Here is a 17,817-nt window from a genome sequence, read left to right as displayed (position 1 = left end):
ACTGTTCCCGCCGTCCGCGGCAATCCGGCAAAACCCCGTCGCGCGGGCTTTCGCGCGCATCTCGCCGTGAACTTCGGTATCGGTTCTGTGATATGCTGCGCGCACGCAAGTTTTAGGTCCTTCCAAGCAAGACTTGATTCGCAATCCGCTAAACGGTCAGGCCGTGTCGCGGAAGGTTGAGTAACCCGCTATTTCTCGAGAAGCTCGAAGAAAGGTGAGCGTAAAATGTCAGATGTAATGAAGCAGTTTCAGCTGAACTCCTATCTGTTCGGCGGCAATGCTTCGTACGTTGAAGAACTGTACGATGCATACCTCAACAATCCGGCGTCGGTGCCGGAGAACTGGCGAGAGTATTTCGACGCGCTGCAGAACGTGCCTGCAACGGACGGTTCGAACGCCAATGACGTCGCTCACTTCCCGATCGTCGAATCGTTTGCCGAGCGTGCGAAGGCCAATGCCTTCATCCCGCGCGAAAGCACGAGCAATCTGGCGACCGCGCGCAAGCAGGTCCACGTCCAGTCCCTCATCAGCGCCTACCGCTTCCTCGGCTCGCAATGGGCCAATCTGGATCCGCTGAAGCGTCGCGAACGTCCCGCCATTCCCGAACTCGAACCTGCTTTCTACGACTTCTCCGAAGGCGACCTCGACCAGACGTACAGCGCGAGCAACCTGTATTTCGGTTTCGACCAGGCTTCGCTGCGCGACATCGTCAAGGGCTTGCGTGACACGTACTGCGGCACGATCGGCGCCGAGTTCATGTACATCAGCGACCCGGAGCAGAAGCGCTGGTGGCAGGAGCGCCTGGAATCGATTCGCGCGACGCCGTCGTTCTCCGCCGACAAGAAGAAGCACATCCTGAATCGCCTGACGGCAGCCGAAGGCCTCGAACGCTATCTGCACACGAAGTACGTCGGCCAGAAGCGCTTCTCGCTCGAAGGCGGCGAGAGCTTCATCGCGGCGATGGACGAAGTCGTCCAGCACGCGGGCAAGCGCGGCGTACAGGAAATCATCATCGGCATGGCGCACCGCGGCCGTCTGAACGTGCTGGTCAATACGCTGGGCAAGATGCCGGCCGACCTGTTCGCCGAATTCGAAGGCAAGCACGTCGACGACCTGCCGGCCGGCGACGTGAAGTACCACAAGGGCTTCTCGTCGGACGTGTCGACGGAAGGCGGCCCGGTCCACCTGTCGCTCGCGTTCAACCCGTCGCACCTCGAAATCGTGAACCCGGTGGTCGAAGGTTCCGCGAAGGCGCGGATGGACCGTCGCGGCGACGAAGACGGCCTGCAGGTGCTGCCGGTGCAGATCCACGGCGACGCGGCCTTCGCCGGCCAGGGCGTCGTGATGGAAACGCTGAACCTGGCGCAGACGCGCGGTTACGGCACGCACGGCACGCTGCACATCGTCATCAACAACCAGATCGGCTTCACGACGTCGGACCCGCGCGATGCGCGCTCGACGCTGTACTGTACCGACGTCGTCAAGATGATCGAAGCGCCGGTGCTGCACGTGAACGGCGATGATCCGGAAGCCGTCGTGCTCGCGATCCAGATCGCGATCGACTACCGGATGCAGTTCCACAAGGATGTCGTGATCGACATCGTCTGCTTCCGCAAGCTGGGCCACAACGAGCAGGACACGCCGGCCGTCACGCAGCCGCTGATGTACAAGAAGATCGCGCAGCACCCGGGCACCCGCGCGCTGTATGCCGAGAAGCTCGTGCAACAGGGCGTGATCACCGCGGAAGACGCCGACAACTACGTGAAGGCGTATCGCAAGGCGATGGACGACGGCCACCACACGGTCGATCCGGTGCTGTCGAACTACAAGAGCAAGTACGCGGTCGACTGGGTTCCGTTCCTGAACCGCAAGTGGACGGACGCAGCCGACACGGCCGTGCCGCTCGCCGAGCTGAAGCGCCTGGGCGAACGCATCACGACGGTCCCGGAAAACTTCAAGGTCCACCCGCTCGTCGAGCGCGTGATCAACGACCGCCGCAACATGGCGCGCGGCGATCAGCCGCTCGACTGGGGCATGGCCGAACACCTCGCATTCGCGTCGCTCGTCGCATCGGGCTACTCGGTGCGCCTGACGGGCCAGGACTCGGGCCGCGGCACGTTCACGCACCGTCACGCGGTGCTGCACGACCAGAACCGCGAACGCTGGAACGACGGCACGTACGTGCCGCTGCAGAACATCGCCGACGGTCAGGCGAAGTTCACGGTGATCGACTCGGTGCTGTCGGAAGAAGCGGTGCTGGGCTTCGAATACGGTTACTCGACCGCCGAGCCGAACACGCTCGTGCTGTGGGAAGCGCAGTTCGGCGACTTCGTGAACGGCGCGCAGGTCGTGATCGACCAGTTCATCTCGTCGGGCGAAGTGAAGTGGGGCCGCGTGTCGGGTCTCACGATGCTGCTGCCGCACGGCTACGAAGGCCAGGGTCCGGAACACTCGTCCACGCGTATCGAGCGTTTCCTGCAGCTGTGCGCGGGCCACAACATGCAAGTCGTCCAGCCGACGACGCCGGCGCAGATTTTCCATCTGCTGCGCCGCCAGATGATCCGCCTGTTCCGCAAGCCGCTGATCGTCGCGACGCCGAAGTCGCTGCTGCGCCACAAGGAAGCGGTGTCGGACCTGTCGGAGCTCGCGAAGGGTTCGTTCCAGCCGGTGCTGGGCGAGGCCGACGGCGGCATCGACGCGAAGAAGGTCAAGCGCGTGCTGGTGTGCTCGGGCCGCGTGTACTACGACCTCGTCGCGCACCGCCGCGAAGCGAAGGCGAACGACGTCGCGATCATCCGTATCGAGCAGCTGTATCCGTTCGCGCACAAGCAGTTCGAAGCGGAAATGAAGAAGTACGAGAACGCGACTGAAGTGGTCTGGGTGCAGGACGAGCCGCAGAACCAGGGCCCCTGGTTCTACGTCGAGCACCACCTGAAGGAAGGCATGAAGGAAGGGCAGAAGCTGGCATACAGCGGCCGCCCGGCTTCGGCCTCGCCGGCGGTTGGCTACTACGCGAAGCACTACGAGCAGCAGAAGGCCCTCATCGAAGGTGCGTTCGGCCGCCTGAAGAGCGCATCGATCGCGAAATAATCGACGGCAAGCGAAACGGGAAGGTGCACTGCGCTTTCCCGTCTCTTTTGGCCTTCCGCGCGCGCGGCGCGCCGCATCGGCCGAAGGAGTCGCACGAACCTCGTCACACCCCAGATCAAGCATCCAGGAAAATCACATGGCTATCGTAGAAGTCAAAGTCCCCCAGCTTTCGGAGTCGGTTTCGGAAGCGACCATGCTGCAGTGGAAGAAGAAGCCGGGCGAAGCAGTCGCGCAGGACGAAATCCTGATCGAGCTCGAGACCGACAAGGTCGTGCTCGAAGTGCCGGCGCCGGCCGCGGGCGTGCTCGCGCAAGTGCTGCAGAACGACGGTGACACGGTCGTTGCCGACCAGGTCATCGCGACGATCGACACCGAAGCGAAGGCCGGTGCCGCCGAAGCAGCGGCAGGCGCCTCGGAAGTGAAGCCGGCGGCGGCACCTGCTGCAGCCGCACCGGCAGCGCAGCCGGCAGCTGCAACCGCATCGAGCTCGGCGGCCGCGTCGCCGGCCGCGGCGAAGCTGCTGGCCGAGAAGGGCCTGTCGACGGGCGACGTCGCAGGTTCGGGCCGCGACGGCCGCGTCACGAAGGGCGACGCGCTGGCTGCGGGCGCACCGAAGGCTGCACCGGCCGCCGCACCGGCGAAGACCGCCGCTGCGAAGCCGTCGCTGCCGGAAGTGAAGGTGCCGGCATCGGCCACGACGTGGCTGAACGACCGTCCGGAACAGCGCGTGCCGATGTCGCGTCTGCGTGCGCGTATCGCCGAGCGTCTGCTCGAGTCGCAGCAGACCAACGCGATCCTGACGACGTTCAACGAAGTCAACATGCAGCCGGTCATGGATCTGCGCGCGAAGTACAAGGACAAGTTCGAGAAGGAACATGGCGTGAAGCTCGGCTTCATGTCGTTCTTCGTGAAGGCGGCCGTGCATGCGCTGAAGAAGTTCCCGCTGGTCAACGCGTCGATCGACGGTAACGACATCGTCTATCACGGCTACTTCGACATCGGTATCGCGGTCGGCTCGCCGCGCGGCCTCGTCGTGCCGATCCTGCGCAACGCGGATCAACTGAGCCTCGCCGAGATCGAGAAGAAGATCGCCGAATTCGGCCAGAAGGCGAAGGACGGCAAGCTGTCGATCGAGGAAATGACGGGCGGTACGTTCTCGATCTCGAACGGCGGCGTATTCGGTTCGATGCTGTCGACCCCGATCATCAACCCGCCGCAGTCGGCCATCCTCGGCGTGCACGCGACGAAGGAGCGCCCGGTCGTCGAAAACGGCCAGATCGTGATCCGTCCGATCAACTACCTGGCACTGTCGTACGACCACCGGATCATCGACGGCCGCGAAGCGGTGCTGTCGCTCGTCGCGATGAAGGACGCGCTGGAAGATCCGGCACGCCTGCTGCTCGACCTGTAAGCCGAGTCTCACCGCATTGACCCGTTCCGCACGTTCGCGCCCACGCGCGAACGTGCGGACGCACAAGTAGAAAGGATTGTCATGTCCAAGGAATTTGACGTCGTCGTGATCGGGGCGGGCCCCGGCGGCTACATCGCCGCGATTCGCGCCGCGCAGCTCGGCAAGACCGTTGCCTGTATCGAGAAGTGGAAGAACCCGGCCGGCGCGCTGAAGCTCGGCGGCACCTGCCTGAACGTCGGCTGCATTCCGTCGAAGGCGCTGCTCGCGTCGTCGGAAGAGTTCGAGAATGCGTCGCATCACCTGGCCGACCACGGCATCACGGTCGACGGCGTGAAGATCGACGTCGCGAAGATGCTCGGCCGCAAGGACGCGATCGTCGAGAAGATGACGAGCGGGATCGAGTTCCTGTTCAAGAAGAACAAGATCACCTGGCTGAAGGGTCATGGCAAGTTCACCGGCAAAACCGACGCCGGCGTGCAGATCGAAGTGAGCGGCGAGGGCGAAACCGAAGTCGTCACCGCGAAGAACGTGATCATCGCGACGGGCTCGAAGGCGCGCCACCTGCCGAACATCCCGGTCGACAACAAGATCGTGTCGGACAACGAAGGCGCGCTGACGTTCGACTCGGTGCCGAAGAAGCTCGCCGTGATCGGCGCAGGCGTGATCGGCCTCGAGCTCGGCTCGGTGTGGCGTCGCCTCGGTGCCGAAGTGACGGTGCTCGAAGCGTTGCCGGCATTCCTCGGCGCAGCGGACGAAGCGCTCGCGAAGGAAGCGGCGAAGCTGTTCAAGAAGCAGGGTCTCGACATCCATCTCGGCGTGAAGATCGGCGACGTGAAGACGACCGCGAACGGCGTGTCGATCGCCTACACGGACAAGGACGGCAACGCGCAGACGCTCGACGCCGACCGCCTGATCGTGTCGGTCGGCCGCGTGCCGAACACCGACAACCTCGGCCTCGAGGCCATCGGCCTGAAGGCGAACGAGCGCGGCTTCATCGACGTGGACGACCACTGCCGCACGGCCGTGCCGAACGTGTACGCGATCGGCGACGTGGTGCGCGGCCCGATGCTCGCGCACAAGGCGGAGGACGAAGGCGTGCTGGTCGCGGAAGTGATCGACGGCCAGAAGCCGCACATCGACTACAACTGCATTCCGTGGGTGATCTACACGTACCCGGAAATCGCATGGGTCGGCAAGACGGAGCAGCAGCTGAAGGCCGAAGGCCGCGAGATCAAGTCGGGCAAGTTCCCGTTCTCGATCAACGGCCGTGCGCTCGGCATGAACGCACCGGACGGTTTCGTGAAGATGATCGCGGACGCGAAGACCGACGAACTGCTCGGCGTGCACGTGATCGCGGCGAACGCGTCGGACCTGATCGCGGAAGCCGTGGTGGCGATGGAGTTCAAGGCGGCGTCGGAAGACATCGCCCGCATCTGCCATCCGCACCCGTCGATGTCGGAAGTGATGCGCGAAGCGGCGCTTGCGGTCGACAAGCGCTCGCTGAACAGCTGAGCGCGGTATAGCGCCGGCCGGCCCTTGGCCGGCGCAGCCGTCTCATGACGAAGGCGGGCGGGGGTTTCCCGCTCGCCTTCGTTTTTTCCGGTTTGTCCCGATGAACGTCACCGAATACTACACGCGCGAATTGACCACGCGCGGCTATCAGTCCGATCCCGCCCAGCGCGCGGCCGTCGATCGCCTGCAGCGCTGCTTCGACGAATGGGTCGACTACAAGGCGCGCCGCTCGAACGCGTTCAAGAAGCTCATCAATCATCCGGATCTTCCGCGCGGCGTCTACATGTGGGGCGGCGTCGGCCGCGGCAAGAGCTTCCTGATGGACAGCTTCTACGCGGTGGTGCCCGTGCAGCGCAAGACGCGCCTTCACTTCCACGAGTTCATGCGCGAAGTCCACCGCGAGCTCGAGGAACTGAAAGGGCAGGCCGATCCGCTCGACGAACTCGCACGGCGCATCGCGAAACGTTACCGGTTGATTTGCTTCGACGAATTCCACGTGTCCGACATCGCGGACGCGATGATCCTGTACCGGCTGCTCGATCGCCTGTTCAACAACGGCGTGCAGTTCGTGATGACGTCCAACTACGATCCCGACGACCTGTATCCCGATGGCCTGCATCGCGACCGCATGCTGCCGGCGATCGCATTGATCAAGCAGAAGCTCGACGTGCTGAACGTCGATGCGGGCGTCGACTATCGCCAGCGCACGCTCGCGCAGGTGCAGATGTATCACACGCCGCTCGGCGCGGACACCGACCGCGAACTGCGTCACGCCTTCGCGAAGCTCGCCGCGGTGCCGGACGAAAGCCCGATCCTGCACATCGAGAAACGCGAGCTGAAGGCGCTGCGCAAGGCCGACGGGGTCGTGTGGTTCGATTTCGCGACGCTGTGCGGCGGCCCGCGCTCGCAAAACGACTATCTCGAACTGGCCAGCCGCTTCCACGCGATCGTGCTGTCGGAAGTGCCGCAGATGTCGCCGCGGATGGCGTCCGAGGCGCGGCGCTTCACGTGGCTCATCGACGTGCTGTACGACCACAAGGTCAAGCTGCTGATGTCGGCGGCGGTGCCCGCCGAGCAGCTGTACGTCGAAGGGCCAATGGCGAACGAGTTCGCGCGCACGGTGTCGCGGATCGTCGAGATGCAATCGAAGGAATACCTCGAAACGCCGCGCCGCATCGTCGATACTTCGCTGACCTGATTGCAGCTCCCGTCAAACGGCGCGCTTCAATCGTCAATTCCGGTCAAATTCCGGCGATCTCGGGGTATTTTCGGACTTGTCTTATGTTCACCGTTGAGGTCAGCCGATATCGTTGCGTCATGGTTCCCAAGGCTGGAGATGTCCATGACACCGTATCGAGATCTGACCGACCACGAGTGGCGCGCCGTCGTGCCCCTTTTGCCCGAAATGCAGCCGCGCACCGAGTTGCGCGGCCGGCCATTGGCCAACACGCGTGCCGTCCTGAACGGCGTACTGTGGGTGATCTACAGCGGCGCGACGTGGTCCGCGATGCCGCGTCGTTACCCGTCGTATCAGACTTGCCATCGCCGCTTCAAGGTGTGGCACGAGACCGGCACGCTGATGCAGGTGATGCGCGAGCTGTACGGTGACGCAGGCGTCAACCTGTGCAACGAACTGTCGACGCGGATGCGCAAGCACGCGCAGTCGAAAGCCGCTGAAGTGCGAAGCGCCGCAGTGCCGGTGTATCGCGCGCCGGGCAGCTTTGCGCCGGATACGATGAAGCACGCCGCATGACACCCGCTGATTTCATTCGCGCGCACGTCAAAACGAAATCGGCCTGACGACATTGTCGCAGGCCGATTTTTTATTGCGTCGCGCGTATCGATGCGCGCTGCGGTACTTACTGTGCGCGAACCCAGGTTTGCGACCGGCCGAGCAGCGATACGCCGATGTAGCCGCGCACGACCAGCTTCTGGCCGCCGTCCTCCAGCGCCATCTTGCACTTGTAGACCTTGCCGTTTTCCGGGTCGAGGATGTTGCCGCCATCCCAGTGATCGCCGTCCTTCTTCATCGCCTTGATGATCGTCATGCCCTTGATGAGCTGATCCTTGCGCTCGTCCGTGCATGCGGTGCAGCGGCGGTCGGGCGTATCGTTCGCACCGAGGCCCTTGACGACTTTGCCCGACAGCGTGCCGTCGCCGTCCTCGGCGATCTGCACGAGTGCCTTCGGTTGATGCGTGTTGTCGTCGATCGTCTGCCACATGCCGACGGGGCTGTCGGCCTGGGCGAAGGCGGGAGCGGCGCAGGCGAGCAGTGCGCTTGCGATGGCCAGCGCGTGCAACGGGCGGGTCAGTTGAATCATTGTCTTCCTCCTTGTTTCATGTCGTGTTCGATGTGCCCGCACGACCGTCTGCATGGGGCGGTGGCTTGTTGCGGGCTTTGCCAGAATACGTGAAACCGCGCGTGGCGTTTGATAGAGGGGACTCTAATCGAAACGGCCCGCGAGACGCGGGCCGTTTGGTGTCCGATCAGTTGAGCTGATAGGAAAACGTGGCATTCACGCGGGGGCTGCGCGATGCGCTTTCAACCGGCGCATCGCCGACCGGCTTCGCGATATTCAGGTCGAGACTGTAGTAGCGACTGTCCGTCAGCCGTACGCCGATACCGACCGACGACAGCCGGCTCGGCGACGGCGTGCCGGTATGCAGGTACACGCGCGCCATGTCGTATGTGATGTACGGCGTGATCGACTTCATGTACGTCCAGCCCGGCGTGAACCCGCGGTTGACCTCCAGCGACATCCCCCAGCCGGAATCGCCCGACGTTTCGCCGGGCTGGTAGCCGAGCGCATAGCGCGTCGATCCGAACGAAATCTGTTCCGACGTCGGCAGCGAGTCGGGGCTGTACTGGCCGGTCAGCGAGACCGACGTGCCGATCTTGAACGGCCATTCGTTGGTCTGCGTGAACGTCGCGCCGGTGCGCACGAACGTCAGCGAAACCGGGCTGTCCACCGATGTCGTGTTCGAGCCGATCGTGATGTCCTGCGCTTTCGATGCGCCGAGGATGTTGAAGCCCTTCGCGACGTTGACGCTGAGCTTCCGCACCTGCTTGTCGGACACGCTCGTGTAGTCGAGCTGCATTTGCAGCACGCGCACTTGCGAGCGGGTGTCGATGCTGTTGCCGTTGAGCTTGCTCTGGTAACGATCTTCGTTGTGCGACGCATAGCCGGACACGGTGCCGAGCAGGCTGCGCTGGTTGTTCAGCAGCAACGGATAGGATGCCGAAAGACCGAGCTTCTCGTTCTTGACCGTGCGCTCGACCGACGACGGCAGGCCGGGGTTGTCGGTCGGCTTTCCGCGATAGGTGCTCGCATCGAGGCGTGTGACGAGCCCACTGCTGCCGACCGGCACCGCGCCGCTGAACGCGACGTAGGTCTGCTTGTCGCGTCCCGGCGGCACCAGCGCGGAAATGCTCAGCTGTTCGCCGAACGACGTGAGGCCGTTTTCGGTCGCGGTGATGAGGCCCTGCACGCCCGGGTGATTGAAATCGATGCCGGTGCTGATGTTGAATGCCTTGCGGTCGACCGCCAGTTCGAGCGTCGTCGCGCCGTCGGTCGTCTGCGGCGGCGGCACGTTCGCTTTGACCGTGACGCCGGGCAGCAGGCCGAACGTGTTCACGTAGCGTTCGAACGTCGCGCGGCGCAGCGGGCGATCGGCCGTGATGTGCGCGGCGATCGCGCGGATCTTCGATTCCATCGCGCCGGGCTTGCCGGTGACCTTGACGTCGGACACGTAGCCTTCCACGACCGTCACGCGCACGACGCCGCTCTCGAACGTCTGTGCAGGAATGAACGCGAACGACAGCGCGTAACCGCGCTCCTGGTACAGCTTGGTCACGCCGTTGGCGGCTTCGATCAGTTCGCCGATCGTGATGTCCTTGCCGACGAGGGGCGTGAAGCGCCGCGAGATTTCCTCGAACGGTATCGACTTCACGCCTTCGACCTGGAACGTCGCCGGCGTCAGGTGACGCGACAGCAGTTCCTGCAGCTGCGGAGCCTGGGGTGCGACTTGAACGGTGACGCTCGGGCCTGTTTTCGGTGCGTTGATCTGCGGAAGGGAGTCGAGCGGGTTGCCTGCCGCGCGCGTTTGTGCATGTGCCGTGCCTGCTGCCGCGATGGCGAGCAGCATCATCCATCTGTCGAGTCTGGATTTCATTGTTCTTCCTCGTAGGCCTTTCTTTTTCGTCTTCTTTCTAATGCCGGCGCGCGACACCGGGGTGTCGCGCGCCGCGTGCCGCATTTGCCGGTTGTATCTGTACGGCCGCGCCTTCTGCTCCGGCTGCAAAGGCGCGGCCGTCGTCCTTACTTGCCAACGCTACCCAGCGTGCCGAGCAAACCCGTTACCGGCGCCAGGAGGCCCGTCGAACTGCCCGACGATGCCGAACCCGTTGCGCCGCCGACGAGCGACGTGACCGGTGCGAGCGGGCTCGACGACCCCCCGGTGCCCGCTGCGCCGCCGACTGCGCCGGTGACAGTATTCAGCAAACCGGTGACGGGCGCGAGAGGGTTTGCACCGCCCGCGCCGCCCGTTGCGCCGCCGAGCGCGCCGGTGACCGTCGATACGAGGCCCGTGACGGGCGCGAGCGGATTGCTGCCCGAGCCGCCCGTTGCGCCACCGATCGTGCCCGTGAGCGAACCGAGCGGCGTCGAGCCGAGCCCCGACAACAGGCCGCCGAGCGGGTTCGTCGAGCCGGAGCCCGACGACGAGCCGTTCTGGACGGTAGCCGTCGAGCCGCCGACGAGGCTCGTGATCAGGCCGGGGATCGGTGCCGCGCCATTCGGGCCGTTCGGATTCACGAGGCCGCCCGCGTTGGTCACGGTATTGCCGACCGTGGTGACGAGCTGGCCGACGTCACCGACGAGCGGCTGATTCGACGTGCCGGCGACCTGCTTGCCCGCCGAGCTGATCGCGCCGCCGATCTGGCCCAGCAGACCCGACACGGGCTGGCCGAGGCCGGTGGTGGTGCCGACCTGTTGCGTGACCTGGCCCGCGGTGATCACCAGCGGCGTGATCGCCGAGCTGAGCGGTTGGGTAACTTGCTGCACGGCACCCGACGACAGTGTCGAGCCGACCGTCGTGCCGGCCGCCGACAGGCCGTTCGCGACGGTGTCGAGCACCGTGCCGACCGGCGTCGTGACCGGCGCGAGCGGTGCAAGCTGGCCGGTGCCGAGCGCCTTGACCGTTGAACTCAGGCCGGACACCGTGTTGCTCGTCGCGCCGACGACATTGCCGAGGCCGGCGACCGTCGTACCGACCGGATCCTTGATCGAGCCGGTTTGTCCGAGCCCGTTGCTCAACGCATCCGCGGCCGCGTTGATGATCGTGCCGGTGCTCGACACGGTGCTGCCGACGCCCTTCGTCACGCCGTCGCCGAGGCCCGGCACGCTGACGTTGCCGATGGTGCTGCCAAGGTCGGTTGCGGTCTGGCCGAGCGTGGTGACGGCGCCCTTGGTGCCATTCGTCGTCGTGCCGCTGGTGCCGCTCGTACCGCTGGTGCCGCTCGTGCCGCTGGAGCCGCCGCCATTGTTGCTGGTCGGCGGCGTGCTGACGCTGTTGCCGCCGCACGCGGCGAGCACGCAGGCCGTCGCGAAAACGGTAAGGGGCACGCGCCATTGGCGCAGGGCGATCGTCGTGATGGAACGCTGGGACATGATGGACTCCTCGCTGTCTTGTCGATGAATGGATGTCGGGTTACTTGTGCGTGCCGCCGAGCAGGCCGCCGATCAGCGACGTGACGGGCGAGAGCAGGTTGGTGCCCGAGCCGGAGCTCGTCACGGCGCCCGTGCCGCCGCTCAGTGCCGGCGCGCCGGCCGTGCTGGTGGTTGCAGGGATCGGAGCCGCAATCGGATTGCCGCCGCCCGTTACGCTGCCGAGTGCGCCGGTGACCGCGGAGACGAGGCCCGTAACCGGTGCGAGCGGGCCGCCACTGCCGCCCGCAGCGCCGCCGAGTGCGCCGGTGACGGTGGAGACGAGGCCGGTGACCGGAGCCAGCGGACCGCCGCTGGTGCCGCCCGCGGCGCCGCCAAGCGCGCCGGTGACGGTGGAGACGAGACCCGTGACCGGAGCGAGCGGACCGCCGCTGGTGCCGCCTGCGGCGCCGCCAAGCGCACCGGTGACGGTGGACACGAGGCCGGTGACCGGAGCCAACGGACCGCCGCTGGTGCCGCCTGCTACGCCGCCGAGCGCGCCGGTGACGGTGGAGACGAGGCCCGTGACGGGCGCGAGCGGGCCGCCGCTGGTGCCGCCTGCTGCACCGCCCAGACCGCCGATGGTGCCGAGGAGGCCCGTGAGCGGCGCGAGCGGATTCGTGACGCCGCCGCTGCCGCCGGTAAGCAGACCGTCGACGGCCTTCACGGTATTGCCGGCCGACGAGACGGTGCTGCCGAGGCCGGTCGTGACGGGATTGCCGCCCGTCGACGTGATCAGCGCGCCGCCCTGGTTCAGGCCATTGCCGATCGTGCCGAGCAGCGTACTGACCGGAGCGCCGAGGCCGGTGGCCGTTCCGATCGTCTGCGTCGTCTGGCCGACCATCGTCGTGATCGGCGTGATCGCCGAGCTGACCGTCTGCGTGACCTGCTGGATGGGGCCTGTCGACAGCACGTTGGACAGCGTGGTGCCGCCGTTCGCGACGGCGTTGCCGACCTGCGTGACCAGGCCGCCGACCGCGCCGGTGACGGGCGCGAGCGGCGACAGCGGACCGGTGCCGAGGCTCGTGACGAGGTTGCCGGTCTGCGTGACCGCGCCGCCGAGCTGGTTCACGACGCCGCCCGTGCTCGCGACCGTGACGCCGACCGGATCTTTCGTCGCGCCGAGCTGGCCGAGGCCGCTACCGACGCCGTTGCCGAGTGCCGTGACGGCGCCGCCGACGCTCTGCACGATGCCGCCTGCCGCCTGCGTCGTGCCCGGGTTCACGCCCGGCAGCGACTGGCCGCCGATCACGGTGCCGAGGTTCGAAACGGTGCCGCCGATGTCCGTGATGAGATTGCTGCTTTTTGCGATGACGGTACCCACTGGATTCGCCGACACGCCGGATGTGCCGCTCGTGCCGCTGGAAGTACCGCTGGACGTTCCACTCGTCGTGCCGCTCGTACTGCCGCTGGTCGAGCCGCTGGTCGACCCACTCGTCGACCCGCTGGTGCCGCCCGACGTGCCGCCGCTCGTCGAGCCGGACGTGCCGCCCGAGGTGCCGCCGCCCGACGTGGAGATCGAGTCACCGCCGCCGGAGCTCGAGCCGCCGCTGAGGCCCTTGCTGATCGAACCGGAACCGCCGCACGCGGAGAGGGAAAGCATGGCTGCCACGGTGGCCGCGATCATAGTCGTCCGGAGCGTGCCATGAGGGATAACCTGAATGTCCATTTCGTCCTCGCATTGAAGCTGATGTTGTGTTGAGTGAAGCGAGGATTACTCTGCAACTGTCGTGCCATTTTGCTGGCCGGCGGTTCGGCGGCCGGTTTTAAACGAGCCAGTTCCTTGTCGGAAAAGGAATTTGGGGCGATCGAAAGATTGTTGAAATTGTTTAAGCGCCGTTAAATGAGAACGGTTTCGCCCGTTTCGTAACGTAACGTCACATCATTGGCGTTACGCGTGCGGCGTAACGTGGGGTTGGCTGCCGCTGGCGGCCCGGTCGGATTGTTTTACTGATGGATTAGGTGTGCACATCTAACCTATCGTAAATCCTATGTGTAAGTCGTACCGAAACGCCGTACAAATGCGTAGCGCCCCCCGGAAAGTTTTTCGATCCGTTCTTCAAAGAGGTTGGAACTAAATAGGAACGGATATAGAATCGCGGGGCAGGTGTAAGGAAATGTACGGCTCGGTACACGACGTTCGAGGAGGATCACTATCGCGAATGTTAACTTGCATCAAATGTTGATACATACCCTTCGGGGTGACATATAAAGAAAGCGCACCCGGTTGTCGTTACACCCGATGTGACGAACGGCGCGGGGCAAGGGCCGGATATGCGGGGATGTACAACGTATAAAAGGCCAAAAAATGTACATACAGGCACGAGGAATAAAATGAAGGCACTCATCAAGCGCTTCCTGAAGGAAGAAGACGGGGTTACCGCGATCGAGTATGGGCTGATTGCGGGTCTGGTTGCCGTAGCCATCATCGCCGGCGCTTCATCGGTCGGAACTAGTCTCAGTAGCACCTTCACCAAGATTGGCACCTGTGTTTCGTCGCCGAGCGCCACGTGCTGGTCGAGTTCGAACTCGAACTCGAATGGCGGCACCTGATAAGAAAGCGCCGGTTCCAGATATCGTTTCGCGACTACGGGCGAATTATTGACGTAATTGGCCCGTAGTCGCGGCTTGGATCGCGACGTGACGGCTCGTCTTATCTTCTTCGGGGCATTCCTCGGCTGGGCGGTGTTTGTCGCGACCAGCGATATCCATTTTCGGCGTATTCGCAACTCGCTCGTTGTTGCGGGGTTGGCAAGCGCACTGATGGCTGCGGCCACCGGTGGAAATCCATTTGGAATTTCGCTGGCTCAATCACTGACCGGTGCGATTGTGGGGCTGGTTTGCTTTTCCCCCTTGTTCGCATTGCGCGTCATGGGCGCGGCGGACGTGAAGGTATTCGCCGTACTGGGCGCATGGTGCGGTGCGTCGGCGTTGTTATGGCTGTGGATTGCCGCGAGCCTCGCCGCAGGCGTGCACGCGCTTTGGGTGGTGATTCTGTCGCGGACGTCGGTTGCCGCCCTGTACAAGCGCAGTACACCAACGATGACGCTTGGCGGCCGTCGAGCAACGCCTTACGCGGCGTTTCTCGTGATACCCGCGGCCATGTGGCTTCTGCATCTAGTGTATGTGAGGGGAATATGAAGGCCCGGGGAAGGCAACTGCGCGAGCCGACCGCATGGCGGCTACAGCGGGGAGCGGCGGCGGTCGAGTTCGCCGTCGTATTTCCCCTGTTCTTCCTCATCTTCTATGCGATCGTCACCTTCGGGATGGTTTTCATCATCCAGCAGAGCTTGACGTTCGCGGCATCCGAGGGCGCGCGCGCCGCGTTGAACTACACGTCAGTGCCGTGCGACCGGCTGCAGGTCAATGCCCGGAATGCCGTCGCGCGAGCGTTGGCCGGCGCTCCGTGGTCGCAGAACGTCAGTTTCGCTGCCCAGGTTTCCACGACGGTACCGGCGCCTACCACGACACCCGGCGTCACCTGTAGCGGAACGTTCGCATCGACATCGACGTCGCCATTCAACGTGATGGTGACGACGAGCTATTCGTACGCGGCGAACCCGCTGATCCCATGGATCTTCATATTCAGTGCACCGCAGTTGCAGAGTAGCGCGACCGTTCAGGTTCAGCCGAGCATGCTTTGAATTGAATTCCCGTTGAACCGAGTCATCCCACCGTTGCCACGCTCCAGAACCGATTCCGGCATTCCCACATCAACATGGCCAACAATCTGACAAAAATCGTCGCGGGGTTGCTGATTGCGATCGCTATTCTGCTCGGCATATACGCATGGATGCTTGGACGCAGTACGTCGCACCCCCTCCCTGCACAATCGGCCGTCACCGCGAACCCGGTGCCGGTGGTCGTCGCGACGCGCACGCTCCCGGTCGGTCAGCCGATTGCCGCGGATGCATTGAAGGTTCAACCCATCACCTCCGCGCCAGCAGGGGCATTTGCCGATCCTGCCGTCCTGGTTGGCCGTGTTCCTGCGAGAGATATTCCAGCGTCAGCGCCGGTCGTGTCGGACGCCCTGGTATCCGGGCTTGCCGAGGATGTCCAGCCCGGCGAACGCGCGATCGCGGTTCGCGTCGACGAGACCAATGCCGTCGGCAATCGCCTGCGACCAGGCAACTTCGTCGACGTATTCGTGAACCTGAAGCGTGAACAGACCAGCGCGATGCTTGACGGCGAAGTTGCGCAGACGCAAGCGCGGCTGCTGATGTCGAAAGTTCGCGTACTGTCCTTCGGCGATGCGACGCCCGAACGTGACAGCGGCAGCAACACCAACGGCAACAACGGGCAGCCGAGCAACGCACGTATTGCGGTACTTGCGGTACCGACCGCGCAGGTCGACGCGCTGACGCTCGGCGAATCGAGCGGCCGGCTGACGCTCGCGCTGCGTAACCCGCGGGACGACGAACTTGCGACGCAGACGGTGGCCGTGCGTACGGACAGCAAGCTATCGCCGTCCGCGCTCGCCGCGGCCGGGGTGTCGCTGCAACAGTTGTCCGGCACGCCGAGGACCACGGTGGCCAATGTGAACGTGCCGCCTCTCCCGTCACGCGTGCCGCCGTCAGTGCGCACGGGCGTGAGCGGAGGCGGCGGCATCGAAGTGATACGCGGCGGCCGTTCGGAAACGGTTGCATATTGAACAGCACCGATGGCCCTCGACATCAGCGACGACAAGTAACGGCCGTGCGACGGTCCAACCAACAATGAAAAACACACTGATTGCATTCGCGATTGCGCTCTGGACCCTGACGTTCGCTTCCATTGCGAACGCGGGCGGAACGATCGAACTCGCGGTCGGCGCGCAGCGACAAATCTCCGCCGGCCGCGCGCTGCAACGGGTCGCCGTTGGCGATCCGGCGATCGCCGACGTGCTGATCATGAAGGGCAGTCGTTCCGGCTCCGTGCTGCTGACCGCGAAGGCGCCCGGCGCAACCAACGTGATGTTATGGGAGCGCGGTCGCGACGAGCCGGCGGTCTGGAACGTCGAAGTCGTCGATGCAGCCGCGCATGCGGTACTCGATGGTTCGACGCCGCAGGTGAAGGCTTACGGCGGAACGTCGGTGCTCCAGGGATCTGCGACTTCGCTCGATGCGCACGAACATGCCGCGGCAGTCGCCAAGAACATGAGCCCGAAAGGCACGGTGATCGATCGCTCGACGCTGGCCGGCAAGAATGTCGTGCAGGTCGACGTGCGCGTCGTCGAGTTCAGCCGCTCAGTGCTCAAGCAGGTCGGGTTCAACTTCTTCAAGCAGAGCAACGGCTTCTCGTTCGGCTCGTTCTCGCCGGGCGGCGTGCAGTCATATAACGGCGGATCGGGGCCGGGCACGGGAGGATACATTCCGACGCTTGGCGCGCCGGTTGCGTCTGCATTCAACCTGGTCGTGAATGCAGCGGGGCGCGGCATCTTTGCCGACTTGTCGCTGCTCGAGGCGAACAACCTGGCGCGCGTGCTCGCGGAGCCGACGCTCGTCGCGCTGTCGGGTCAGAGCGCCAGCTTTCTCGCCGGCGGGGAGATCCCGGTACCGTCGCCGCAGGGGCTCGGCTCGACCGCGATCCAGTGGAAGCAATACGGTGTCGGGTTGTCGTTGACCCCGACGGTGCTGAGCCCGAACAGGATCGCACTGAAGGTCGCGCCGGAGTCGAGCCAGCTCGACTTCGTCAACAGCGTGACGATCAGCGGCGTTGCAGTACCGGGCATCACGACGCGCCGTGCGGATACGACGGTCGAACTTGGCGATGGCGAGAGTTTCGTGATCGGCGGCCTGATCGACCGCCAGACGATGTCGAACGTGAGCAAGGTGCCGTTGCTCGGCGACTTGCCGATCATCGGCACGTTCTTCAAGAACCTGAATTATCAGCAGAACGACAAGGAATTGCTGATCATCGTGACGCCGCACCTGGTTGCGCCGATCGCGAAGGGTGCGGTACTGCCGGCGACGCCCGGCGAGTTGTCCGAGCAGCGCGACGGGCCGGTGTGGCGATCCTATCTGGGCGGCGCGGCGTCGCCGGACGCCGCGCCGGGATTTTCCAAATGAATGTGAAGCATGGCGCGTCGCGACACGTCGCGGCGCCTTGCTTAATCGGGGG

14 protein-coding genes are annotated in these 17,817 nt (G+C 64.5%); 10 read left to right on the top strand and 4 right to left on the bottom strand.

Going from position 1 to position 17,817, the window contains the following annotated elements:
- Positions 1-225: 225 nt before the first annotated feature.
- The 5 genes from BSE24067_RS07775 to BSE24067_RS07755 all read left to right on the top strand — a co-directional run bounded on the left by BSE24067_RS07775 (position 226) and on the right by BSE24067_RS07755 (position 7,766).
- Positions 226-3,090 carry a 2-oxoglutarate dehydrogenase E1 component gene (locus BSE24067_RS07775; RefSeq protein WP_151064316.1) on the top strand — a complete coding sequence of 955 codons (2,865 nt, stop codon included), beginning with the start codon at positions 226-228 and terminating at the stop codon, positions 3,088-3,090.
- A gap of 136 nt (positions 3,091-3,226) precedes the next feature.
- Positions 3,227-4,501 (top strand): 2-oxoglutarate dehydrogenase complex dihydrolipoyllysine-residue succinyltransferase, encoded by a 1,275-nt coding sequence (gene odhB, locus BSE24067_RS07770; protein ID WP_151064317.1) that lies wholly within the window; start codon positions 3,227-3,229, stop codon positions 4,499-4,501.
- Between the two features lie 81 nt (positions 4,502-4,582).
- Positions 4,583-6,013: a dihydrolipoyl dehydrogenase gene (gene lpdA, locus BSE24067_RS07765; RefSeq protein WP_059447178.1), complete on the top strand. Its 1,431-nt coding sequence runs from the start codon at positions 4,583-4,585 to the stop codon at positions 6,011-6,013.
- Positions 6,014-6,113: 100 nt separating this feature from the next.
- Positions 6,114-7,211 (top strand): cell division protein ZapE, encoded by a 1,098-nt coding sequence (zapE, locus tag BSE24067_RS07760; RefSeq protein ID WP_151064318.1) that lies wholly within the window; start codon positions 6,114-6,116, stop codon positions 7,209-7,211.
- A 144-nt stretch (positions 7,212-7,355) separates the two neighbouring features.
- Positions 7,356-7,766: a transposase gene (locus tag BSE24067_RS07755; RefSeq protein ID WP_170297449.1), complete on the top strand. Its 411-nt coding sequence runs from the start codon at positions 7,356-7,358 to the stop codon at positions 7,764-7,766.
- 106 nt (positions 7,767-7,872) lie between these two features.
- On the opposite strand, the gene BSE24067_RS07750 is transcribed toward BSE24067_RS07755, so the two are convergent.
- The 4 genes from BSE24067_RS07750 to BSE24067_RS07735 form a co-directional block, all read right to left on the bottom strand.
- A complete protein-coding gene (locus tag BSE24067_RS07750) occupies positions 7,873-8,334 on the bottom strand; it encodes a DUF2147 domain-containing protein (protein WP_151064320.1) in 462 nt (153 codons plus the stop codon).
- Between the two features lie 166 nt (positions 8,335-8,500).
- The gene (locus BSE24067_RS07745) at positions 8,501-10,186 is read right to left on the bottom strand and encodes a ShlB/FhaC/HecB family hemolysin secretion/activation protein (RefSeq protein WP_151064321.1); all 1,686 of its coding nucleotides are present in this window, start codon (positions 10,184-10,186) and stop codon (positions 8,501-8,503) included.
- A 146-nt stretch (positions 10,187-10,332) separates the two neighbouring features.
- Positions 10,333-11,685, bottom strand: coding sequence for a collagen-like triple helix repeat-containing protein (locus BSE24067_RS07740; RefSeq protein WP_151064322.1), 1,353 nt, complete (start codon positions 11,683-11,685; stop codon positions 10,333-10,335).
- 37 nt (positions 11,686-11,722) lie between these two features.
- Positions 11,723-13,387 (bottom strand): collagen-like triple helix repeat-containing protein, encoded by a 1,665-nt coding sequence (locus tag BSE24067_RS07735; protein ID WP_151064323.1) that lies wholly within the window; start codon positions 13,385-13,387, stop codon positions 11,723-11,725.
- A gap of 665 nt (positions 13,388-14,052) precedes the next feature.
- On the opposite strand from BSE24067_RS07735, the gene BSE24067_RS07730 reads away from it, so the two are divergent.
- The 5 genes from BSE24067_RS07730 to BSE24067_RS07710 all read left to right on the top strand — a co-directional run bounded on the left by BSE24067_RS07730 (position 14,053) and on the right by BSE24067_RS07710 (position 17,765).
- Complete coding sequence (locus BSE24067_RS07730; RefSeq protein WP_151064324.1) at positions 14,053-14,271, top strand: Flp family type IVb pilin; 219 nt, start codon at positions 14,053-14,055, stop codon at positions 14,269-14,271.
- An 87-nt stretch (positions 14,272-14,358) separates the two neighbouring features.
- Complete coding sequence (locus BSE24067_RS07725) at positions 14,359-14,859, top strand: A24 family peptidase (protein ID WP_170297450.1); 501 nt, start codon at positions 14,359-14,361, stop codon at positions 14,857-14,859.
- Entirely contained in the window at positions 14,856-15,362 is a 507-nt protein-coding gene (locus tag BSE24067_RS07720) for a TadE/TadG family type IV pilus assembly protein (RefSeq protein WP_151064325.1), read from the top strand. Before BSE24067_RS07725 ends, BSE24067_RS07720 begins: the two co-directional genes overlap by 4 nt.
- A gap of 74 nt (positions 15,363-15,436) precedes the next feature.
- Positions 15,437-16,369, top strand: coding sequence for a Flp pilus assembly protein CpaB (gene cpaB, locus BSE24067_RS07715; RefSeq protein WP_151064326.1), 933 nt, complete (start codon positions 15,437-15,439; stop codon positions 16,367-16,369).
- A gap of 64 nt (positions 16,370-16,433) precedes the next feature.
- Entirely contained in the window at positions 16,434-17,765 is a 1,332-nt protein-coding gene (locus tag BSE24067_RS07710) for a type II and III secretion system protein family protein (RefSeq protein WP_151064327.1), read from the top strand.
- Positions 17,766-17,817: the final 52 nt, after the last annotated feature.

The organism is Burkholderia latens (assembly GCF_902499045.1).
In the GTDB taxonomy this organism is placed as follows: domain Bacteria; phylum Pseudomonadota; class Gammaproteobacteria; order Burkholderiales; family Burkholderiaceae; genus Burkholderia; species Burkholderia latens.
Note: the sequence above shows the minus strand (reverse complement) of the source record. Positions and strands in the feature narration are given on the sequence as shown.